This window comes from Streptomyces sp. NPDC023541 (assembly GCF_055559995.1).
The window spans coordinates 739,611-761,551 of record NZ_JBVHJO010000002.1 but is presented as its reverse complement, the minus strand read 5'-3'; the positions used below and the strand labels follow the sequence as shown (position 1 = coordinate 761,551).

Below are 21,941 nucleotides of genomic sequence, written 5' to 3'. Positions count from 1 at the left end.
ACCGCGGTGACCGAGGCGAGCGCGGACGGGTATCCGGCGGATCTCAGCGCCTCCGAGCGCCGCATGTGGGACGCGTACCGCACGGGCAGCGTCTGCGACCTCAGTGCCCGCGCCGCCGACGTGGACGATCCGCACGGCGACCTCATCTGGGGTTCCGGGCGCAGCGTCCGCGCGGGGGTGGTGGCGCTGCTGCTGCTCCACGGGCCGCCGCCGGTGCCGGGCCGGGTGGCCTCCCTGAAGCTCCGCGGCGTACGGATCATCGGGCGGCTGGATCTGTCCGGTGGGACCGTTGCTCCGTACGTGGAGCTGCAGTCCTGCCGCTTCGACAGCGAGATCCAGCTGTCCGAGGCCCGATTCGGCACGTTGCGCCTGGTCAACTGTGCGATTCCGCGGCTGGAGGCGGCCCGGTTGCACACGGAGGGCGATCTGCACGTGCCGCGCTGCCGGGTGGCGCGCGGGATCCGGCTGACCGATGCGCAGATCGGCACGGACCTGCTGGTCAGCCAGGCGGTGGTGCAGCGGGACAACAAGGGCCGGGCGATCGCCGCCGACGGGATGTCGGTCGCGCAGGACTTCCAGGGCGAGCTGCTGGAGACGTACGGGGAGGTGAGCCTGCGCGGTGCGAAGGTCGGCGTGTCGATGAACCTGCGCGGGGCCCGGCTGCGCAATCCGTCCGGGCGGCACGCGCTGAACGCGCCGCAGCTGACCGTGGAGCGGACCCTGTACCTGACCTCGATCGCCATGGACTACGGCCGCGGGGGCTCGGGCTCCTCCACTCCCCCGTACGGGCTGGGCCGGACACCGACCCGGGGGCAGCAGGCGCAGCCGTTCGAGTGCCGGGGCGGGCTGCGGCTGGACGACGGCCGGTTCGGGGACGCCATCGACTTCTACGGCGCGCGGTTCCAGCTCACGGACGAGCAGGAGATATCCCTGCGCCGGATCCAGACCCCGGAGTTCCGCTTCGTCGGGGAGGGGCCGGAGCGCGGGAGGGTGGTGGTGTCCGGGGCCAAGGTGGTCAAACTCGTCGACACCTCCACGAGCTGGCCGGGCCCGGGCGGGGTGTCCATCGAGGGTTTCGAGTACGAGAACCTCGCGCCGCGCGGCCACTTCCCCCTCTCCCGCAGGCTGGCCTGGCTGGAGGCGGCCACCCCCGAGTACTCGCCGGGGCCTTACGAGCGGCTGGCGGCCGTACTGCGGGCCAGCGGCGAGGACGCGGACGCGCGCGAGGTGCTGCTGGCCAAGCAGCGGCGGCGCCGGGCCACGCTGCCGCCGGGGCCGAAGGCGTGGGGGTACCTGCAGGACTGGACGGTGGTCTACGGCTACCGGCCGGGCCGTGCCGCGCTGTGGATGGCGGTGCTGTGGGCGGCGGGGGCGCTGCTGTTCTCCCAGCTCGACCCGCCGGCGATCAAGCAGGACGAGCATCCCGAGTGGAGCGCCCCGCTGTACGCCCTGGATCTGCTGCTCCCGGTGATCGACCTCGGCCAGCAGGGGCAGTGGAAACTGGCCGGCGGTTGGCAGTGGGGGGCGGCGGGTCTCGTCGTCATGGGCTGGATCCTGGCCACGACGGTGGCGGCGGGGGCCTCCCGGCTGCTGCGGCGGGGGTGACCGGGCGCGTCTCGGGACGATTACCCTGTGCGTCGTGACCACCGTTCGCCTGCCCCTCTTCCCGCTGAACTCGGTGCTGTTCCCGGGACTCGTGCTCCCGCTGAACGTCTTCGAGGAGCGTTATCGCGCCATGATGCGCGAGTTGCTGAAGACGGGTGAGGACGAGCCGCGCCGTTTCGCGGTCGTCGCGATCCGCGACGGCCGGGAGGTCGCCCCGACCGCGCAGGGCCTGCCGGACCCGACGGCGCTGCCCGAGCGGGGCCCGGCGGCGGGCTTCGGCCCGGATCCCGTCCAGGCGTTCCACCGGGTGGGCTGCATCGCGGAGGCGGCGACGATCCGGGAACGGGAGGACGGCAGCTTCGAGGTCCTCGCGACCGGTACGACGCGAGTCCGCCTGCTGTCGGTGGATTCCTCGGGGCCCTTCCTGACGGCCGAGCTGGAGGAGCTCCCGGAGGACGCGGGCGACGGCGCCGGGGTCCTCGCGGAGGGCGTGCTGCGGGCTTTCCGCAACTACCAGAAGCGGCTGGCGGGGGCCCGCGAGCGGTCCCTGACGGGCGCGGAGCTCCCCGACGAGCCGTCGGTGGTCTCCTACCTGGTGGCCGCGGCGGCGGTGCTGGACATCCCGGCGAAGCAGCGGCTGCTGCAGGCGCCGGACACGGCGACGCGGCTGGCGGAGGAGCTGAAGCTGCTGCGTACGGAGACGGCGGTGATCCGCCATCTGCCGTCGCTGCCGGCGGTGGACCTGACCCGCGCTCCGACGAGCCCCAACTGACCAGCCGCAACTGACGAGCGCGACCGACGGGGGACCGATGGCGAAGAAGACGAAGCAGGCGGCCGGCACCCCGGCCGTCGTCGCCCTGACGGCGGCCGGGGTCGCCTTCACCACGCACGCGTACGAGCACGACCCGGCGCACCCCTCGTACGGCGAGGAGGCGGCCGAGGCCATGGGCGTCTCGCCGACGCAGGTCTTCAAGACGCTCGTGGCGGACGTGGACGGCGTCCTGACGGTGGCGGTGGTCCCGGTCTCGGGGTCGCTGGACCTGAAGGCCCTGGCGACGGCGGTGGGCGGCAAGCGGGCGGCGATGGCCGATCCGGCCCTGGCGGAACGCACCACGGGCTACGTCCGCGGCGGCATCTCCCCGCTGGGGCAGCGCAAACGGCTGCGCACGGTGATCGACGAGTCCGCGACGACGCACCCCACGATCTGCTGCTCGGCGGGCCGCCGCGGCCTGGAGGTCGAACTCTCCCCGTCGGACCTGGCCACCCTCACGTCAGCCACCCTGGCCCCGATCGCCCGCCCGTAGCCCTCCCGCCCCCGCCAACCCAGCCCCGCCGGCGATCGAGGCGCGGGTGCGGGCAGGGCCCGGCGGGGGCCGGGGCGGAGTCCCGGGAAACGGAGGAAGGGCGGGGCGGGCACGGGCTCCGCGCAGCGCCAGCGCCAGCGGCCCACCGCCCCGGCGGGTCAGGCGCGCGGGGCTTCCGACGCCGTCGGACCGGTGTCGGTCGGCGGCAGCGACCGCTCGGCCGGCGGGGGCGGCGCCGGCTGGTAGTAGCCGCTCCACCCGGCCAGCGGGTCCGGCTCCGGATCCCGCGGCGTCCACAGCGCGGTGAATCCCAGGTGCAGCAGCACGGCGGTCATCGGCCAGGCCAGCAGCGCCCCGTGCGCCAGCAGCTCCAGCGGCCCGTCGAACGGCACCCCCTTGCCGGCCTTGGCCGCAGCGGCTGCCACATCCGCCGACGACCCGAGCCACAGCCCGAACCGCCACCCCGCCAGCGCGGCGAAGCAGGACCCGACGGCGAGCCCGATCACCAGCGGCACACCGCCGGCCCGGCGCCACAGGAACGTGCCGACGGCGCTGAGCACGCCCAGTCCCACCGACAGCAGGAAGAAGGTCCCGTCGGCGGCGATCCGCGCTTCGCTCTCGCTGTTGCGCAGGAACACCGCCTCCCCGTTGGAGACGTACTGCACGCGCGGCGCCAGCCACATCCACAGCACTCCGAGGAGCAGCCCTGCCACCCCGACCGCCAGGGCCACGACGGCACCGTCGCGGATGTCCGCCGGGGTGATGGCCGCGGCGCTGTCACCCGGCTTCTCGGGCGGCGACGGCGGCGGGTCGAAAGAGGACTGCGGGGTCACGGCTTCGGTCACCCCCACATCGTGCCAGGTGTCCCCGGACCCGGCGTCGGCGGACCGCACCGGCGGACCGCGTCAGCGCACCGATGCCCGGCGGTACGCCCAGGTCGCGAGGGCCAGGGAGACGACCCCGACGGCCGCGCACACGCCGAGGTCGAAGGCGACGGCGGCCCAGTCCGGCTCCGGTTCGAAGGTCCGTGCGAACGCCTCCACGCCGTACGTGGAGGGCAGCAGGTCCCGCGCCCACACGATGAGGGCGGGCATCCGCTCGGGCGGCAGCACCCCCAGCAGCAGGGCCGCCGACATGCCGAGCTGTCCGGCGAGGGTGGCCAGCTCCTGCCGCGGTGCCAGCAGTCCCAGCGCCGCGCCGAGCCCGGCCAGCGCGGCCCCGGCCAGGGGCACGACGGCGGCCAGGATCCACAGGCCCCCCATCGGCAGGCCGAAGAGCAGGCATCCGAAGACCGCGGTGACCAGTGTCCCCGGCAGGGTGAAGGAGGCGTACGCGGCGGCCGCGCCCAGCACCACCGAGGCGGGCGGCACCGGCAGGGTGGCGTAGTGGTCGAGTCCGCCGCCGGCCCGCAGCTGCCCGAAGTACTGGGCGAGCAGGTTCAGCGCGACGAAGGCGACGACGAGCACCGAGGAGCCGGCGACGACGGCGCGGGCCTCCGAGCCCCCGTCGACGACGCCCCGCATCAGGATCATGATCCCGACGGACTGGAAGGTGGCCACGAACAGCAGCGGTATCCGCGCCACCCGCGCCCGCGACAGCTGCGCCCGGTAGACGGCGGCCAGCGAGGGGAAGAACCGCGCGCCGGGCGCCAGCGGCGCGGGCCGGGGTGCCGGTGCGCAGCCCTCGGTGTCAGCGGCCGGTGCCACCTCCGGCGCGGGTGTCGGCGCGGCGTCGGGCGCGAGCGCGGCCCGGACGGCCCCCGTCGAGCGGTCGCTCACGACTTCACCAGCCCTTTCGTCCTGCCGCCGAGGGCCAGGTACACGTCTTCGAGGCTGGGGGTGGCCAGGGTGAAGTCGTCGAGCGCGGCGAAGGCGGGGCCCCCGGTGACCGAGGCCACCGCCGCCCGCGCCTCGTCCGGCGCCAGCCGGAGCACCCAGCGGCGACCCGACTCGACGGCGCGGGCGCGCAGCCGGGCGACCTCCGGCACCTCCAGCGGAGCGCTTTCGCGCCACACCAGTTCCAGCCGGACCTCGCCGGAGACCTTCGCCTTCAGCGCGGCCGGCGTGTCGCAGGCGATGACCTTGCCCTGGTCGATGACGGCGACCCGGTCGAGGACGGTCTCGGCCTCGATGACGTTGTGGGTGACGAGCAGGACGGTCGCACCGTGCTGTGCGCGGCGCCGGTCCACGGCCGCCCACACGGCCCGCCGGGCCACGGGGTCCATGCCGGTGGTGGGCTCGTCGAGGACCAGTACGGGCCGCTCCCCCACCAGTGCGGCGGCCAGGCAGGCGAGGCGCCGCTGGCCGCCGGAGAGCTTCTTCAGGGGCCGCTCGGCGATCGGGGTCAGCCCGAGTTCCTCCAGTACGGCGTCGCGCGCGGCCCGGGCCGCACGGAGGTCGAGTCCGCGCAGCCGTCCGGTGGTCTCGGCGGCCAGTGCCACCGTGAGCTCGTCCAGGGCGGTGGACTCCTGCCCGAGGTAGGCGAGCAGCCGGGAGGCCCGTCCGGGGTGGCGTACGAGGTCGTGGCCGAGGAGGGTCACGGTGCCCGAGTCGGGCCGCATCAGGCCGGTGATCTGGCGGACCAGGGTGGACTTGCCGGCGCCGTTGGGGCCGAGCAGCCCGAAGACCTCGCCGCGCCGGACGTCGAGGGTGACGCCGTCGTTGGCGCGGGTCTGGGGCAGGGCGGGGGCTCCGCGCCGCCCGCGTACCGCGGGATACGTCTTGACCAGGTCACGCACCGCGCAGACCACGTCGGGCGCCGCTCCCGCGGCCGCCGCCGTGCTGTCCTGCGCCTGTGCTGTGCCCGTACTCACGAGGGAGCAGCCTACGGGGTTCCCGCCCCTACTCGGCCGCCGGGGTCTGCGGGGCGGGCAGGTCGGCGGGTGCGGTTCCGGGCGCGGCGGCCGGTACCGCCGCGACGTGCTCGGCGGCGGCGCGGACGTCGATCTCCCTCCAGAACCCGGCGCGGATGGCGTAGCGGTCGTGCTCGTCGATCTGGTCGTCCTTGTGCGCGAGGAGGCCGAAGCGGGCGGCGTAGCGCAGCAGCTCGCCGTCGATCCGGTGCGGGATGCGCGGATACATGGTGGCCAGTTTCTGCAGGTGCACGGTTTCCGGGAGGCGCTCCATCCACCGCCGGGCGAACACCTGTCCCACCTCGAACGGGTCGCCGCCGACGGTGGTGATGTCCTCCTCGCGGTCCGCCCAGCGCTGTTCGGCGCTGGTGAGCTGGGCGAGGGTGGGCAGGGAGGCGGTCTCGGCGGGTTCCCCGAGGGGTCCGGCGCGGTCGATCCAGCCCTTGTCGGAGGACCAGCGCAGGGCGCTGGCCGGGGCGGCCGTGCTGCTCGCGGCGGCTTGCGGGCCGCCGTGCGCGCCGGGGGCGCGCAGTGATCCGGCGAGGTCCTTGGGCGTCGGGACGGTCTTGCCGCCGGGGGTGGTGGGCGCCGGTACGGGGACTCCCTCCCGGTCGTCGTCCGCGCGGGCGGCGGCGCCGTTGCGGGCGGCCTCGGCGAGTGCGGCCTCGGGCAGCGGCGCCGAGAGGATGGCGGCGATGTCGGGGCGGGGCACGGGCGGCGGGGAGCACAGTCCGGCCAGGTCCTTCGCGCGGACGGCCCGGGTGATCCAGGCGCGGTCGAGGACGCGGCGTTCGTCGGCTTCGGCGACGAGGTCCTCGGACTGGTTGTAGTCGCCGTCGGCGGCCTGGACGGCCCACAGGTGGACGGCGACGCCGTGCTCCTTGGCGGACATCAGGCCGGGCAGCAGGTCGCCGTCGCCGGTCACGAGGACCACGTCGGAGCAGGCGCGGTTGCGGGCGAGCTCGGTGAGTTCGGCGTGCATGGCGGCGTCGACGCCCTTCTGGGCCCAGCGGCCGTCGCTGCGGGTCAGGGCGCCGAGGCGGACGGTGACTCGGGGCATGACGCGCAGCCTGCGGTGTTCGGGCTGGGGCACCCGGTCGGGTGCGCCGTCGAACCAGTAGATGCGCAGCAGGGGCTGCTCGGTGTCGGCTTCGGCCCGTTCGCGCAGGCCCTGGATGAGGGCGGCATGGTCGACGGTGATCCGGGAGCGGGAGGGCTCCCCGGCGAGAAGGCTGGCGGCGGCGCCCAGCAGGTAGCCGGCGTCCACCAGGACGACGCAGCGGTCCACGCGTTCCACCCTCTTCCCTGGGGTCCCCATGTCGTTTTCCGGGGTTCCCCGAGTCTGCCCGACCCCAAGGGTGTTGAAGGCCGGAACTCGATCATCGGCGTGGCGGATCTCACGCGGCGGCGGGCGGCGACCCTCGGCTACACGCAGTAATGATCCAAAATGCGCGGTTTCTGGGGCTGTGTGAGTGTGAAGGCGGTCCTGGCCCCTAGACCCTCACGGAGGCTCCACCATGGCCAAGAACAAGAACCAGAAGCAGCCGGCGAAGCAGCAGACCCGTTCGTCCGGACAGGACATGTCGCGCTCGTCGGATTCGTCCCACGAGCCGGCGTCCCAGGCGCCGAGTCCCATGGACCTGGCCCACAAGAGCAAGCAGAAGAAGTTCGGCCACAACTGACGTACCGGGCTGACGTCCTCCGCGTCGGTCTGTGACGCCCCGAAGCGCCAAGGGCCTGCCCGGCAGTACCGGGCAGGCCCTCGTCGTGCGTGTGGCGGCCGCCGTCATCCGGCCAGGCAGGACGGTCCGAGCAGGACCTTGAGGTCTCCGAAGAGGGCCGGGTCGGGCTGTACCCGGTGCCGGTCGAGGCGCAGCACGGTGGTGGTCCGCGGTCCCTGGAGCTTGATCCGCACCTCGGTGTTGCCCTTGTGGTGGCGCAGGATCTCCCCCAGACGGGTCACCATCGGGGGTGTGACCTTGACGGTGGGGATGGTGAGGACCACGGGGGCGTTGGTGCCGGCGGAGGAGAGGTCGGGAACCATCATCTCCATGGCGACCAGGCGGGGGACGTCCTCGCGCTTGTCGAGGCGGCCCTTGACGAAGACGACGGTGTCCTCGACCAGCTGGGTGGAGACGAGCTGGTAGGTCGCGGGGAAGAACATGCACTCGATGGAGCCGGCCAGGTCCTCGACGGTGGCGATGGCCCAGGCGTTGCCCTGCTTGGTCATCTTGCGCTGGAGGCCGGAGATGATGCCGCCGATGGTGACGACGGCGCCGTCGGAGTGCTCGCCGCCGGTCAGCTGGGAGATGCCGGCGTCGGTCTTGTCGGAGAGGACGTGCTCCAGGCCGAAGAGCGGGTGGTCGGAGACGTAGAGGCCGAGCATCTCGCGCTCCTGGGCGAGCAGGTAGGACTTCTCCCACTCGACGTCGGAGAACTCCACGTCGAGGCCGAAGCCGGGCTCGTCGCCGGCGGCCTCGTCACCCATTCCGCCGAAGAGGTCGAACTGTCCCTCGGCCTCCTTGCGCTTGACGGCGACCACGTTGTCGATCATCGACTCGTGGTGGGCGACCAGGCCCTTGCGGGTGTGGCCCATCTCGTCGTAGGCACCGGCCTTGATCAGTGACTCGATGGTCCGCTTGTTGCATACGACGGCCTCGACCTTGTCCAGGAAGTCGGGGAAGGAGGAGTACTTCCCCTTGGCCTTCCTGGTCTTGATGATCGAGTCGACGACGTTCTGGCCGACGTTGCGGACGGCGGTGAGGCCGAAGAGGATCACGTCGTCGCCCTGGGCGGCGAAGTTCGACTCGGACTCGTTGACGTTCGGCGGGAGCACCTTGATGCCCATGCGGCGGCACTCGTTCAGGTAGATCGCGGACTTGTCCTTGTCGTCCTTGACCGAGGTGAGCAGACCCGCCATGTACTCGGCGGGGTAGTTCGCCTTGAGGTAGGCGGTCCAGTAGGAGACCAGGCCGTAGGCGGCCGAGTGGGCCTTGTTGAAGGCGTAGCCGGCGAAGGGGACCAGGACGTCCCAGAGCTTCTGGATGGCCTCGTCGCTGTAGCCGTTCTTGCGGGCGCCTTCCTGGAAGATCGTGAAGTTCTTCGCCAGCTCCTCGGGCTTCTTCTTGCCCATGACGCGGCGCAGGATGTCGGCCTCGCCGAGCGAGTAGCCGGCGATGATCTGGGCGGCCTTCTGGACCTGCTCCTGGTAGACGATCAGTCCGTAGGTGACCGCGAGCACCTCTTCGAGCGGCTTCTCCAGCTCGGGGTGGATCGGGGTGATCTCCTGCTGCTTGTTCTTGCGCAGGGCGTAGTTGGTGTGCGAGTTCATGCCCATCGGGCCCGGGCGGTACAGGGCCGACACGGCGGAGATGTCTTCGAAGTTGTCGGGCTTCATCAGGCGCAGCAGGGAGCGCATGGGCCCGCCGTCGAACTGGAAGACGCCGAGGGTGTCACCGCGGCCGAGCAGCTCGAAGGTCTTGGGGTCGTCGAGCGGGAGGGCCAGGAGGTCGATGTCGATCCCCTTGTTGGCCTTCACCATCTTGACGGCGTCGTCCATGATCGTGAGGTTGCGCAGGCCGAGGAAGTCCATCTTCAGCAGGCCGAGCGACTCGCAGCTCGGGTAGTCCCACTGGGTGATGGTGACGCCGTCGGTGTGCCGCACCCAGACGGGCACGTGGTCGGTGATCGTCTCGCTGGACATGATCACGCCTGCGGCGTGGACGCCCATCTGGCGGACGAGGCCCTCCACACCGCGGGCGGTGTCGATGACCTTCTTCACGTCGGGCTCGTTCTCGTACATGCTGCGGATCTCGCCGGCCTCGCTGTAGCGGGGGTGCGAGGGGTCGAGGATGCCGGAGAGCGGGATGCCCTTGCCGAGGACGTCGGCGGGCATGGCCTTGGTGAGGCGGTCGCCCATGGCGTACGGGTAGCCCAGGACGCGCGCGGAGTCCTTGATCGCGTTCTTGGCCTTGATGGTGCCGTAGGTGCCGATCATGGCGACCTTGTCCTGGCCGTACTTCTCCGTGACGTACCGGATCACCTCGACGCGCCTGCGCTCGTCGAAGTCGATGTCGACGTCGGGCATGGAGACGCGCTCGGGGTTGAGGAAGCGCTCGAAGATCAGGCCGTGCGGGATCGGGTCGAGGTCGGTGATGCCCATGGCGTAGGCGACGATCGAGCCGGCCGCGGAGCCTCGGCCGGGGCCGACCGCGATGCCCTGGTTCTTGGCCCACATGATGAAGTCGGCGACCACGAGGAAGTAGCCCGGGAAGCCCATCGAGATGATCGTGTCCATCTCGTACTCGACCTGCTTCATGCGGTCCTCGGGGATGCCCCCGGGGAAGCGGCGGTGCATGCCGCGCATGGTCTCCTCGCGGAACCAGGTGACCTCGGTGTAGCCGTCCGGGATGTCGAACTTCGGCATCAGGTTCCGGAATTTGAACATGCCCTCGGTGTCGACCTGGTCCGCGACCAGCTTGGTGTTGGCGCAGCCCTCCTGCCAGGCGTCCGAGGAGTCGATGGCGTACATCTCGTCGGTCGACTTCAGGTAGTAGCCGGAGCCGTCGAAGCGGAAGCGGTCGGGGTCCGAGAGGTTCTTGCCGGTCTGGATGCACAGCAGGGCGTCGTGGGCGGCGGCCTCGCTGGCGTAGGTGTAGTGCGAGTCGTTCGTCACCAGCGGCGGGATGCCGAGCTTCTTGCCGATCTCCAGCAGTCCGTCGCGGACCCGGCGCTCGATCTCGATGCCGTGGTCCATCAGCTCCAGGAAGTAGCGGTCCTTGCCGAAGATGTCCTGGTATTCGGAGGCCGACTTCAGGGCCTCGTCGAACTGGCCGAGGCGCAGCCGGGTCTGCAGCTCACCGGAGGGGCAGCCGGTGGAGGCGATCAGGCCCTCGGACCACTTGCTGATGGTCTCCTTGTCCATGCGCGGCCACTTCGTGAGCCAGCCCTCGGCGTAGGCGTCGGAGGACAGCCGGAAGAGGTTGTGCAGGCCGGTGGCGTTCGCCGCCCAGATCGTCTTGTGGGTGTAACCGCCGGAGCCGGAGACGTCGTCGCGCTTCTGGTGGGGCTGGCCCCACTGGATGCGGCGCTTGTTGCGCCGGGACTCGGGGGCGACGTACGCCTCGATGCCGATGATCGGCGTGATCCCGGCCTTCTGCGCGGAGTGGAAGAAGTCGTAGGCCCCGTGCAGGTTGCCGTGGTCGGACATGGCGATGTGCGTCATGCCCATCTCGTTGCACGCGTTGAACATGTCCTTCAGCCGTGCGGCACCGTCCAGCAGCGAGTACTGGGTGTGGACGTGCAGGTGCGTGAACGGCGTCTTGGTCACGGCGCTGGTCTCCTGGCGGCGGGGGGAGGGGGGCAGCTTTGAATCCTACGTCCCACGGGTGACAGATCCGGGGCACGCGGCGGTACGGTCGGGCGTTGCAGAACCAGGGGCGCAGGTCCGGCGTCCAGTCCGGCAGAGCCCGTACAACCCGTGCACCAGGAGGAACCCGCCATGGCGGTCCCCGAGACGACCGACGAGCAGCGCGCCGAAGAGATCCTCGACGTGTTCGACACCGCATTCGGTGAACTGCTCGCCGCCGACCCCGCTGCCTTCCAGGTCAAGTTCCGCAAGATGGCGGCCTCGGCCTTCGCCTTCTACCGCGGCACGGCCTGCCTCTTCTACTCCGACCTGGAGCGGGACCGGCACGGCGGCCCGTACTTGGACGAGCGGACGGGCCGGGTGTGGATCCACGGCGATCTGCACGCCGAGAACTTCGGCACGTACATGGACTCCAACGGCCGGCTGATCTTCAACGTCAACGACTTCGACGAGGCCTATGTCGGCCCCTTCACCTGGGACCTCAAGCGCTTCGCCGCCTCCGTCGCGCTGATCGGCTACACCAAGGCGCTCAGCGACGACCAGATAAGCGAGCTGGTGCGGACCTACGCGGGCGCCTACCGGGAGCGGATCCACCGGCTGGCCGCGGGCGCCAAGAACGAAGAGGTGCCCTCTTTCACCCTGGACACCGCCGAGGGCCCGCTGCTGGGCGCCCTGCGCTCGGCCCGCTCCCGCACGCGCTTCTCGCTGCTGGACTCGATGACGGAGATACGGGACTACGAGCGCCGCTTCACGTCCGGCGGCGGATCCGTCGAGCTGGACGCCGCGACCCGCTACAAGGTGCTGGCCGCCTTCGACGGGTATCTGGAGACGCTCCCCGACGAGTCGCTGGTGCGGCCCGACTCCTACCGGGTCAAGGACGTGGTGGGCCGCCGGGGCGTCGGCATCGGCTCCGCGGGCCTGCCCTCCTACAACGTCCTGCTGGAGGGGCACAGCGACGCCCTGGAGAACGACGTCGTGATCTACCTCAAGCAGGCGCAGACCCCGGCGGTGTCCCGGCACATCACCGACCGGGCGGTGCGGGACTACTTCCGGCACGAGGGGCACCGCACGGTGATCTCGCAGCGGGCGCTCCAAGCCCACGCCGACCCGTGGCTGGGCTGGACCGAGCTGGACGGGGCGGGCCAGCTCGTCGCGGAGGTCTCCCCCTACGCGGTGGACCTGGACTGGTCGGACCTCGACGACCCGGAGGAGATCGCGGCGGTCGTCGCGGACCTCGGCCGGGCCACGGCGACCATGCACGCGTCGGCCGACGAGGCGGAGAGCGGGCAGTCCCTGGTGCCGTTCTCCACCGAGCGGGCCATCGACGCGGCCATCGCGGCGGACGAGGAGGGCTTCGCGGAGCTGCTCGTGGACTTCTCGCACGCCTACGGGGCCCGGGCGCGCGCCGACCACCAGATCTTCGTGGACCTGTTCCGCAACGGGCGCCTCACCCCCTAGGGGTGCCTTGTCGATCAGGCCGAGCCCGGCACGATCGGCGGGACGCCCCTGAACCGGCTCCCACAGGAACACGTGGCACACTCGCGAGGATGGACTTTTCCGGGACGGGACTCAGAGGGCTGCGGGCCGCGCTGTTCAGCGCGCTCGTCGTGCTGCTCTCGTCCGGCTCGCACGTCCTGATGTCACAGGTCCCGCTGCCGCCCGTGCTGGTGGGCGGGGCCTTCGCGGGCGTGTTCGTGATCGCCTACGCCCTCGCGGGCCGCGAGCGGGGCTTCGGCCCCATCGCGGGGCTCCTCGTACCGCTGGAGCTGGCGGCCGACACCGTCTTCACCACCGGCCAGCACCTCTGCTACGGCCCGGCCGGCGGCCCCGTCTCGGGGCCGCTGCGCGCCATGGGCCTGGAGGAGCTGTGCGGGGGCGCCCCGGTGGGCGGGCCGCTGACCGAGGTGGCCGGGCCCGCCGACGCCGCCGCGCTGCTGGCCTCTCCGGGGCCCTACACCCCGTGGCTGCTGCTCGGCGCACACGTCTCGGTGGGACTGCTCGCCGCCGCCTGGCTGCGCCACGGGGAGCGCGCGCTGGGCCGGCTGGTGCGGGCGGTGGCGGCCTTCGCGTTCCGGCCGCTGCGGCTGGCGGCGGCCGCCGTCGCGGTGGCCTGCGGGCCGGCGCGGCGGGCGCTTCGGCCGGTCCCGGCGGGTGCCGGGGCCCCTACGCGCTTCCCCGCACACTCCGTGGGACGGCGGGGACCCCCCGTGCCCGGTGCGCTCGCGCGCGCCTGACGCACGTACGGCAGTCCCCTCCACACGTCTTCACACATCACGTCCCACGGAGATCACCATGAGTTCACGCAACAGCCAGGCGAACAAGGCGGCGGCCCGCGAGCGGCTGCGCGCCGAGCGCGAGGCCCAGGCCAAGAGGGACAAGATCCGCCGGCAGCTCATAGTGGGCGTCGGAGTCGTCGCCGCCCTGGGGCTGGCCGGCGGCATCGCCTACGGGGTCATGAAGGCCAATGAGCCCGACTACTGGGAGAAGGCCGCCAAGGCCGAGCTGGTCAAGCCGAAGAACACCGAGGGCGAGGACGGCACCACGGTCGTCGTCGGCAAGGCCGACGCGAAGAAGACCCTGGAGCTGTACGAGGACTCGCGCTGCCCGGCCTGCGCCGCCTTCGAGCAGGCGGCCGGCGAGCAGATCAAGAAGGACGTCGACGCGGGCAAGTACAAGCTCCAGTACGTCGGCGCCACCTTCATCGACAACGCGGTCAAGGGCGAGGGCTCCAAGAACGCGCTGAGCGCGCTGGGCGCGGCGCTGAACGTCAGCCCGGAGGCCTTCCTGCAGTACAAGGGGGCGCTGTACTCCAAGGAGCAGCACCCCGAGGAGACCGTCGACAGCTTCGCCAAGGACGACTACCTGCTGAAGGTCGCGGACACCGTCCCGGCGCTCAAGGGCAACGCCGAGTTCAAGAAGGCCGTCGAGGACGGCACGTACGACCGGTGGGCGCTGGAGATGTCGAAGGCCTTCGACAAGTCCGGTGTGAAGGGTACGCCGACCCTGAAGATGGACGGCAAGAAGATCGACACCCCGCAGACGGCGGAGCAGTTCACGGCGGCGATCGACAAGGCCCTGCAGGGCTGATCCGGGCATTCCGGGAGATGGCCTTCCGGACCGGCCGCACCAACGGGCGGGCGAACTCCCAGAGTTCGCCCGCCCGTTGCGTTCCTACATCTGTTCGACGGGGTGTACCCGTCGGTAATATGACCGGCCGTGACCAGTCATCTCACCCCTTCCCAGACCGCGGCAACGCCCCGGCGCCGCACGGTCGTTCTCGCCGCGGCGGCCACGGCCACGCTGGCCCCCCTCGCCTCCTTGGGCTCCGGAACCGCCCACGCGGCGGGCACCGCCTCCGCCTTCCTGCACGGCGTCGCCTCGGGTGATCCGCTGCCCGACGGCGTCCTGTTGTGGACCCGCCTCACCCCCACCCCCGAGGCCGTCCCCGGCTCCGGCCTCGGCCCGGCCGTCCAGGTGGGCTGGGAGGTGGCCTCCGACCAGGCCTTCTCCCGGGTCGTCGCCCGGGGAACCGTCACCGCGAGCGCCGCCGCCGACCACACGGTCAAGGTCGACGTGCGCGGACTCCGGCCGCAGACGCCGTACTGGTACCGGTTCACCGCCGACTCGGCCGTCTCCCCCGTCGGACGCACGCTGACCACCCCCGGCCACGACGTGACCACCCCGGGCGTCCGCTTCGGCGTGGTCTCCTGCGCCAACTGGGAGTCCGGCTACTTCTCGGCCTACCGCCACCTGGCCGCCCGTACGGACCTGCACGCGGTCCTGCACCTGGGCGACTACATCTACGAGTACCAGTCCGGGGGCTACCCGGAGGCGAAGTACACCGTCCGCCAGCACGAGCCGAAGCACGAGATCGTCTCGCTGGCCGATTACCGCGCCCGGCACGGCAAGTACAAGACGGACGCCGACCTCCAGGCCCTGCACCACGCGCACCCCGTCATAGCCATCTGGGACGACCACGAGTTCGCGAACGACATGTGGTCCGGCGGCGCCGAGAACCACACCCCGGGCGCCGAGGGCGACTGGGCGGCCCGCGCCGAGGCGGCCAAGCAGGCGTACTTCGAGTGGATGCCGGTACGGACCTCGACCGCCGGGACCGTCTACCGCAGACTGCGGTTCGGCACCCTCGCCGACCTCCACCTGCTGGACCTGCGCTCCTTCCGCTCGCAGCAGGCCGAGGTCGGCAGCGGCGCGGTGGACGACCCGGAGCGCAGCATCACCGGGCGCGCCCAGCTGGACTGGCTCAAGTCGGGCCTCGCGGGCTCCGACGCGACCTGGAAGTTGGTCGGCACCTCGGTGATGATCTCGCCGGTGGCCTTCGGCTCGCTGCCCGCCCACCTGCTGGCACCGCTCGCCAAGCTGCTCGGCCTGCCCGAGGGCGGCATCGCGATCAACGTGGACCAGTGGGACGGGTACACGGACGACCGCAAGGAGCTGCTGGGCCACCTGAAGGCCCGGAACGTCAAGAACACGGTGTTCCTGACCGGCGACATCCACATGGCCTGGGCGAACGAGGTCCCGGTGAACATGGCCACCTACCCGGGCTCGGGCACGGCGGCGACCGAGTTCGTCGTCACGTCGGTGACCTCCGACAACCTCGACGACATACTGCACGTGCTGCCGGACACGGTCTCACTGGTGGCCGAATCCGCCATCAAGGCCGCCAACTGGCACGTGAAGTGGCTCGACATGGACGCGCACGGCTACGGCGTGCTGGACGTGACGCCGGAGCGCTCGCAGATGGACTACTACGTGGTGTCCGACAAGCGCCGGCCCGGCGCCACGTCCGAATGGTCCCGCTCCTACCGGACCCTGAACGGGACCCAGAAGGTGGAGCGCGCCTACCAGCCCGTTCGCTGATTGCCTGATTGACCGTCAAATCTTCTGCCGCAAGGGGCGCCTGGTACATACCAGACGCCCCTTGTGCGTTCGAAGCAACAAATCTTTTACGCAAGACACTTGACCTGAATATGTCATGCACACATAAGCTTCGCGCCAGCTGAAGAAGATCCTTCAGGCCACCACCCCCCACCACCCCCCACCCGCGAGGAGCACACGTGCGCGCGAACGCCCGCATATCCCCCCTTCTCCGCCGCCGCCTGATGGGCACGGCGGTTCTGGCCGGAACCCTGGCTTTCACCCCGCTTGCCGCCCCCACCACGCTCGCGGCCGCCAAGACCCCCGCCGAGGTGTGCGCCGACCAGGCCACCGCACCCGCCAACGCCCGCGTGACCCGCACCCACGACGAGCACGCGGACGAGCCGAACGAGCTCACCGACGCGCAGGCCAAGGCCATGGACGCCGACCTCAAGTCGAAGCTGGACAAGGCCCTCAAGAACCAGCCGCAGCGCAGCCTCGCCGCCGCCGAGGCCGTCGTGAACATCCCCGTGTACTTCCACGTCGTGCACTCCGGCGCGGCCGGCAAGCTCACGGCCACCGACGTGAGCAAGCAGCTCGCGGTCCTCAACGCCGCCTACGGCGGCCAGGGCACCGGCAACGTCAACACGAACTTCCAGTTCACCCTGGCGTCGACCGACTACACGGACAACGCGTCCTGGTACAACCTGGCCTCCGGCTCCCAGGCCGAGAAGGACATGAAGAACACCCTGCGCCAGGGCGGCCCGGGCGCGCTCAACTTCTACACCGCCAAGCTCTCCGGCGGCCTGCTCGGCTGGGCCACCTTCCCGACCTCCTACGCGTCCAGCCCCAAGATGGACGGCGTGGTCGTGCTCGACACCTCGCTGCCCGGCGGTTCCTCCGCCAACTACAACGAGGGCGACACCGCCACCCACGAAGTCGGCCACTGGCTCGGGCTGTACCACACCTTCCAGGGCGGCTGTAACGGCAACGGCGACTACGTCTCCGACACCCCGGCCGAGAAGAGCGCCGCGTACGAGTGCCCGACCGGGCGCGACAGCTGCGCCAGCAAGCCCGGCGCGGACCCGATCCGCAACTTCATGGACTACACGTACGACTCCTGCATGTACCAGTTCAGCGCCGGCCAGGTGGCCCGCATGAGCAGCAACTGGACCGCCTACCGCGCGGGCTGACCCCAGCGACGGGGAGGGCCCGGTCCGGCATCCGCCGGGCCGGGCCCTCCCCCATGCCGGGTGCGGCTACAGGCTGTCGAGGAAGCCGATCGCCGTCTTCCACGTCTGCTCCGCCGCCTCGGCGTCGTAGTCGTCGAGGCCCGGGTCGGTGAACAGGTGCCCGGCGCCCGGGTAGCTGTGGACCTCGACGTCCGCCCCGGCCCGCTGCATCCGCAGGTACCAGGCCGTCAGCCAGTCGTGCGGCTCGAAGGGGTCCGGGTCCGCAATGTGCAGCTGCACCGGGAGTTCGTCCACCGAGGCGCCGTCCTCCAGGTCCGCCGTCCCGTGCAGCAGGAGCAGCCCGCGCGCCTTCTCGTCGGCCAGCGCCAAGTGCTGGGCGAGGGAACCGCCGAAGGAGAAGCCCGCGTAGACCAGTCCCTGGTCGGAGTGCGGGGCCGAGGCCAGCACCGCCCGCTTCAGCAGCTCGTCACGGCCGATCCCGTCCCGGTGGGCCATGCCCTCCTCGACGGTCTCGAAGGTGCGCCCCTCGAAAAGGTCCGGAACCCGGACCTGGTGACCGGCCGCGCGCAGCCGGTCGGCCGCCGCGTGCACGGCGGGCCGCAGCCCGTACGTCGAATGGAAAAGCATGATGTTCATGCCTCCATCGTGCCAGCCGTCCCAGGCCCTGCCACGCCACGGCTCCCGCTACGTTTCATCCCCATGGAGACCGAGAACTTCCTGCGCCCCATGACGGTCATCGGCGGCTCGCTGGTCGCCACCCTGATCGCGGGCCGGCTGCTCGACCTGCTGCTGTGCCGGGCCGACGCCCGGCACCCCGAGACCCCCCTGTGGGGACTGCTGCGCCGTTGCCGGCTCCCCTTCCAGGTGGTGCTCTGCGCCACCCTGCTGCGGGGCTCCTACCGCTGGGCGGGCGTCCTGCCCGACCATCCCGTCGGCGTCGGCCGCTTCCTCACCCTGGTGCTCATCGCCTCGGCGGCCTGGCTGGCGGTACGCATCGCGACGGCCGCCGTCGACTCCACGTACGCGCGCTACGCGGCGGTGACCGAGGACGAGGCCCGGGTCCGCCGGGTGCGCACCCAGGTCACGCTGATCCAGCGGGTGGTCGCCGCGGTGGTGGTCGTGGTCGCCGCGGCGGCGATGCTGCTGACCTTCCCGCCGATGCGTGCGGTCGGCGCCTCGGTGCTGGCCTCGGCGGGAGTCCTCGGCATCGTGGTGGGCATCGCCGCGCAGTCCTCGCTGGGCAACCTCTTCGCCGGCCTGCAGATCGCCTTCGGCGACACCGTCCGCATCGGCGACACCGTGGTGGTCGACAAGGAGTGGGGCCGCGTCGAGGAGATCACCCTGACCTTCCTGACCGTCCGCACCTGGGACGAGCGCCGCATCACGATGCCTGTGTCGTATTTCACGAGCAAGCCGTACGAGAACTGGTCGCGCGGCGGCGCGCAGATGACCGGCACGGTCTTCTGGCACCTGGACCACAGCGCCCCCGTGGGCCTGATGCGGGAGCGGTTCCAGCAGATCCTGGAGGAACTCCCCGAATGGGACGGACGCGGCGGCGGCCTGGCCGTGACGGACACCACACCGCACACGGTCCAGATCCGCGGGGTGGTCACGGCCAAGGACGCCGACGACCTCTGGACGCTGCGCTGCGCGGTCCGCGAGCGGCTGATCACGTGGCTGGCCGACCACCACCCCTACGCGCTCCCCCGCATCGCCATCGCCCAGGCACCCCCCGCCCCGGACAGTCCCTAGGCCAGCAGCGCCGCCGCGCACTCCTCGGCGAGGTCCTCGGCGTGCGGCGGCAGTGGCGCTCCGGCGCGCATGTGCCGGCGGACGACCGAGAGGGGCAGGTCGATCAGGGCCAGGGTGATCCGGTCCCGGCCCCGGTCGTCCGCGGCCCCGAGGGCCGCGGCGAGTTCGCCGATGGCGGCGTAGACGCGCTCGTTGCCGGAGTCGGCGCGCCGGGTGTGCTCCTCGGACCAGTCGGCGCGGCCGAACTCCGCCGCGCCGTAGAGGAGGAGCGCCGCCTCCTCGGGCTGGGCTCGGCTCCAGGAAACGACGTGGCGGGCGGCCCTGCGGGCGGCCGTGAGCGGATCGGCCTCGCCGTGGAGGCCGGCGAGATAGCCCTCCTGGAACCGCTCGACGGTCCGCAGCCACACCTCGGCGAGCAGGGCGGTGCGCCCGGCGAAGCGGTGGTACATGGAACCGCTCGGCGCGCCGATCGCCTGGGCGACGGCGGACATGGTCACACCGCCCGGTCCGGCCGAGGCGGCCAGCCGCACGGCGGCGTCGAGGATCTGGTCGATGTCGAAGCGGGGTGGTCTCGCCATGAATCAGAGAGTACCCTCCAGATTATTAGAGACCCATCTCTAATAATCTGGAGGGGAGGACCCATGGGCGTCTTCAACGTGCACGAACGCCTGCTGACGGCCGGGCAGAGGGAGGTCGGCGCACTCATCGACACCTTGGCCGGCGGTGAGGACGACCGGCTGTGGCCGGCCCGCCTGTGGGAGGAGATGGAGCTCGACCGCCCCCTGGCCGTCGGGGCGGCGGGCGGCCACGGGCCGGTGCGCTACACGGTGGCCGCGTACGTGCCGGGGACCTGGGTGCGCTTCGCCTTCACCGGGCCCCGCGGGTTCCACGGCTTCCACGAGTTCACCGCACTGCCCGCCGACGCGGAGCGGACCGTGCTGCGGCACACCCTCGCGATGACCGTCAGCGGCGTCAGCCGCGTCACCTGGCCGCTGGCCTACCGCCCGGCGCACGACGCCGTGCTGGAGGACTGCCTGGACCGCGCCGAACTGGCCTGCACGGGCACCATCGCCCACCGGGCCCGCTGGTCCCCGTACGTCCGCTTCCTGCGGGGCCTCGAACGCCTGGTGACGGGGGCCCGCCCGGGAGTGTCCGCGAAATAGCGTCGGCAGCCGCCCGCACCCGACAACGCTCGTGGTCGATCACAGCCAGGGAGTCTCGTCAAAGTGGCGCCGCCCAGGCGGGAACTTTGACGACACGACTCAGGGCGCGCGCAGGCTGCGTACGTCGAGGTGCCGCAGCACCCGGTCGACGACCTCCGGGTCGGAGCCGGGTTCGCTGCGGGCGGCCAGCACCTCGTGGCGGGCGGCCGACATCATCTCCCGCTGGATCCGCTGGACGTCGCGGAGCCGCTGCACGCGCTGCGCGTACGCCTCGCGCCGTTCCTCGTCGACCATGTCCGGGCTGATCCTGGCCCCCACGTCGTACGCGCGCCGGCTCAGCTGCTCGATCAGGTCCTCCGGCAGCTCCTCGGCCTCCTCGATCTCCTTCAGCCGCCGCTTCGCGGCCTTGGCGGCGCGGATCGCCAGCTGCCGCTCGGCGTCCCGCCTGGCGTCGGTGTCCTCCTCCACGCCCAGGCGCCGCACCAGCCACGGCAGGGTCAGCCCCTGGCACACCAGGGTCACCATGATCACCGCGAACGCGATGAAGATGATCTCGTCCCGCGCCGGGAAGGGCTCGCCGGAGTCCGTCTTCAGGGGAACGGCCAGGGCCAGGGCCACCGAGGCCACCCCGCGCATCCCCGCCCACCACATCACGACGCTCTCACGCCAGCTGAGCGGGATCTCCTCGTCGTAATCGCGCCGCTGGTGCAGTTTCTTGGCGAGCCACCCGGCCGGCAGCAGCCACGCCAGCCGTACGCCGACCACCACCGCGACGACGACCGCCGCCCAGCCGGCCATCTGCCACGCGCGGTCCCGGGCCGTCCCGAAGACGTTGTGGAGCTCCAGCCCGATCAGACCGAAGGCCACGCCGGTGACCAGCGTGTCCACGACCTCCCAGAAGGTGTGCCCGGCCAGGCGTCCCAGCACGTCGTCGGCGTCGGAGGCGTACTCGGCGAGGAACAGGGCCGTCGTCAGCACGGCCAGCACCCCGGACCCGTGGAGTTCCTCGGCGACCACGTACGACACGAACGGCACCAGCAGCGTCAGGCCGATCTGGAGGGTGGCGTCGCCGAGCCGGCCCATCAGCCGGTGGGTGGTCCAGCCGAGGGCCAGGCCGACGACCACGGCGACGACGGCGGACAGCACGAACTCGCCGAGCGCGTCGGGCCAGGAGAAGCTGCCGCTGACGGCGGCGGCGATCGCCACGTGGTAGAGCACGATGGCCGTCACGTCGTTGAAGAGCCCCTCGCCCTCCAGGATCGACACCATGCGGCGCGGCAGCCCGAGCGATCCGGCGACGGCGGTGGCGGCGACCGGGTCGGGCGGGGCCACGAGCGCGCCGAGCGCGACGGCGGCGGCGAGCGGCAGCGCGGGCACCACGGAATAGGCGACGGCGGCCACGGCTGCGGTCGTGACGAACACCAGGGCCACGGCCAGCAGCAGGATCGGCCGCACGTTCGCGGCGAACTGCCGCCACGAGGTCCGCTGCACGGAGGCGTACAGCAGCGGCGGCAGCACCAGCGGCAGGATGAACTCGGGCGGGACCTCGACCTCCGGCACGGCCGGCACCAGGGCGAGGACCACCCCGCCGAGGGTCATCAGGACCGGCGCGGGCAGCCCCAGCCGGTCCCCGAGCGGCACCATGACCACGGCCCCGAGGAGGAGCACGAAGAGCAGAGCGAGCTGATCCACTCCCCCACCCTGCCAGGCCGCCGCGCTCGGCCCGGGCGGTGACTGCGCCGGCCCCGCGTGTCGACCCCCGCGAGGCTCCGCCCCGGCCGACCCGCTCGCCGCCACCGCCGGCGGGGCCGAGAAGCCGGGGCTCCGGCC

Annotated in this window: 19 protein-coding genes; 11 read left to right on the top strand and 8 right to left on the bottom strand. The window is 71.9% G+C overall.

The annotated features are described in order from the left end of the window. Positions 1-6 precede the first annotated feature (6 nt). Genes ACZ3X1_RS07485 through ybaK form a run of 3 tightly spaced genes read left to right on the top strand, consistent with a single transcriptional unit; the run spans position 7 to position 2,909 of the window. Positions 7-1,605: an oxidoreductase gene (locus ACZ3X1_RS07485; RefSeq protein WP_467277533.1), complete on the top strand. Its 1,599-nt coding sequence runs from the start codon at positions 7-9 to the stop codon at positions 1,603-1,605. A gap of 34 nt (positions 1,606-1,639) precedes the next feature. Further along, on the top strand, positions 1,640-2,377 hold the full coding sequence (locus ACZ3X1_RS07480; protein ID WP_356813222.1) for an LON peptidase substrate-binding domain-containing protein: 738 nt from the start codon (positions 1,640-1,642) through the stop codon (positions 2,375-2,377). A gap of 37 nt (positions 2,378-2,414) precedes the next feature. Then, on the top strand, positions 2,415-2,909 hold the full coding sequence (gene ybaK, locus ACZ3X1_RS07475) for a Cys-tRNA(Pro) deacylase (protein WP_356813221.1): 495 nt from the start codon (positions 2,415-2,417) through the stop codon (positions 2,907-2,909). Positions 2,910-3,067: 158 nt separating this feature from the next. Here ybaK and ACZ3X1_RS07470 read toward each other — a convergent pair whose 3' ends face one another. The 4 genes from ACZ3X1_RS07470 to ACZ3X1_RS07455 form a co-directional block, all read right to left on the bottom strand. Continuing rightward, entirely contained in the window at positions 3,068-3,754 is a 687-nt protein-coding gene (locus tag ACZ3X1_RS07470; RefSeq protein ID WP_390074974.1) for a hypothetical protein, read from the bottom strand. Between the two features lie 60 nt (positions 3,755-3,814). After that, positions 3,815-4,615: an ABC transporter permease gene (locus ACZ3X1_RS07465; RefSeq protein WP_356813233.1), complete on the bottom strand. Its 801-nt coding sequence runs from the start codon at positions 4,613-4,615 to the stop codon at positions 3,815-3,817. 68 nt (positions 4,616-4,683) lie between these two features. After that, a complete protein-coding gene (locus ACZ3X1_RS07460) occupies positions 4,684-5,721 on the bottom strand; it encodes an ABC transporter ATP-binding protein (protein WP_467277524.1) in 1,038 nt (345 codons plus the stop codon). A 28-nt stretch (positions 5,722-5,749) separates the two neighbouring features. Then, positions 5,750-7,057: an NYN domain-containing protein gene (locus tag ACZ3X1_RS07455; RefSeq protein ID WP_356813218.1), complete on the bottom strand. Its 1,308-nt coding sequence runs from the start codon at positions 7,055-7,057 to the stop codon at positions 5,750-5,752. A gap of 220 nt (positions 7,058-7,277) precedes the next feature. Between ACZ3X1_RS07455 and ACZ3X1_RS07450 the strand changes: the two genes are divergently transcribed. Continuing rightward, entirely contained in the window at positions 7,278-7,442 is a 165-nt protein-coding gene (locus ACZ3X1_RS07450) for a hypothetical protein (RefSeq protein ID WP_356813217.1), read from the top strand. A 104-nt stretch (positions 7,443-7,546) separates the two neighbouring features. On the opposite strand, the gene dnaE is transcribed toward ACZ3X1_RS07450, so the two are convergent. Next, complete coding sequence (dnaE, locus tag ACZ3X1_RS07445; protein WP_356813216.1) at positions 7,547-11,089, bottom strand: DNA polymerase III subunit alpha; 3,543 nt, start codon at positions 11,087-11,089, stop codon at positions 7,547-7,549. 171 nt (positions 11,090-11,260) lie between these two features. Here dnaE and ACZ3X1_RS07440 point away from each other — a divergent pair, with 171 nt between their 5' ends. The 5 genes from ACZ3X1_RS07440 to ACZ3X1_RS07420 all read left to right on the top strand — a co-directional run bounded on the left by ACZ3X1_RS07440 (position 11,261) and on the right by ACZ3X1_RS07420 (position 17,196). Then, a complete protein-coding gene (locus ACZ3X1_RS07440; protein WP_356813215.1) occupies positions 11,261-12,586 on the top strand; it encodes a DUF2252 domain-containing protein in 1,326 nt (441 codons plus the stop codon). Between the two features lie 89 nt (positions 12,587-12,675). Further along, a complete protein-coding gene (locus ACZ3X1_RS07435; RefSeq protein ID WP_467277515.1) occupies positions 12,676-13,362 on the top strand; it encodes a hypothetical protein in 687 nt (228 codons plus the stop codon). A gap of 58 nt (positions 13,363-13,420) precedes the next feature. Then, positions 13,421-14,215, top strand: coding sequence for a DsbA family protein (locus ACZ3X1_RS07430; RefSeq protein WP_356813213.1), 795 nt, complete (start codon positions 13,421-13,423; stop codon positions 14,213-14,215). Positions 14,216-14,344: 129 nt separating this feature from the next. Further along, positions 14,345-16,006, top strand: a complete 1,662-nt coding sequence (locus ACZ3X1_RS07425; RefSeq protein WP_356813212.1) for an alkaline phosphatase D family protein — start codon at positions 14,345-14,347, stop codon at positions 16,004-16,006. Between the two features lie 242 nt (positions 16,007-16,248). Next, on the top strand, positions 16,249-17,196 hold the full coding sequence (locus ACZ3X1_RS07420; RefSeq protein ID WP_356813232.1) for a zinc metalloprotease: 948 nt from the start codon (positions 16,249-16,251) through the stop codon (positions 17,194-17,196). Between the two features lie 66 nt (positions 17,197-17,262). On the opposite strand, the gene ACZ3X1_RS07415 is transcribed toward ACZ3X1_RS07420, so the two are convergent. Then, positions 17,263-17,832 (bottom strand): dienelactone hydrolase family protein, encoded by a 570-nt coding sequence (locus tag ACZ3X1_RS07415; protein ID WP_356813211.1) that lies wholly within the window; start codon positions 17,830-17,832, stop codon positions 17,263-17,265. Positions 17,833-17,895: 63 nt separating this feature from the next. Here ACZ3X1_RS07415 and ACZ3X1_RS07410 point away from each other — a divergent pair, with 63 nt between their 5' ends. Then, positions 17,896-18,948 carry a mechanosensitive ion channel family protein gene (locus tag ACZ3X1_RS07410; RefSeq protein ID WP_467277510.1) on the top strand — a complete coding sequence of 351 codons (1,053 nt, stop codon included), beginning with the start codon at positions 17,896-17,898 and terminating at the stop codon, positions 18,946-18,948. Here the strand turns inward: ACZ3X1_RS07410 and ACZ3X1_RS07405 are convergent. Further along, positions 18,945-19,526, bottom strand: a complete 582-nt coding sequence (locus tag ACZ3X1_RS07405; protein WP_356813208.1) for a TetR/AcrR family transcriptional regulator — start codon at positions 19,524-19,526, stop codon at positions 18,945-18,947. The genes ACZ3X1_RS07410 and ACZ3X1_RS07405 overlap by 4 nt on opposite strands. A gap of 63 nt (positions 19,527-19,589) precedes the next feature. Here ACZ3X1_RS07405 and ACZ3X1_RS07400 point away from each other — a divergent pair, with 63 nt between their 5' ends. Then, the gene (locus ACZ3X1_RS07400; protein WP_356813207.1) at positions 19,590-20,111 is read left to right on the top strand and encodes an SRPBCC family protein; all 522 of its coding nucleotides are present in this window, start codon (positions 19,590-19,592) and stop codon (positions 20,109-20,111) included. A 99-nt stretch (positions 20,112-20,210) separates the two neighbouring features. Here ACZ3X1_RS07400 and ACZ3X1_RS07395 read toward each other — a convergent pair whose 3' ends face one another. Further along, positions 20,211-21,803: a Na+/H+ antiporter gene (locus ACZ3X1_RS07395; protein ID WP_467277502.1), complete on the bottom strand. Its 1,593-nt coding sequence runs from the start codon at positions 21,801-21,803 to the stop codon at positions 20,211-20,213. Between the last annotated feature and the right edge of the window lie 138 nt (positions 21,804-21,941).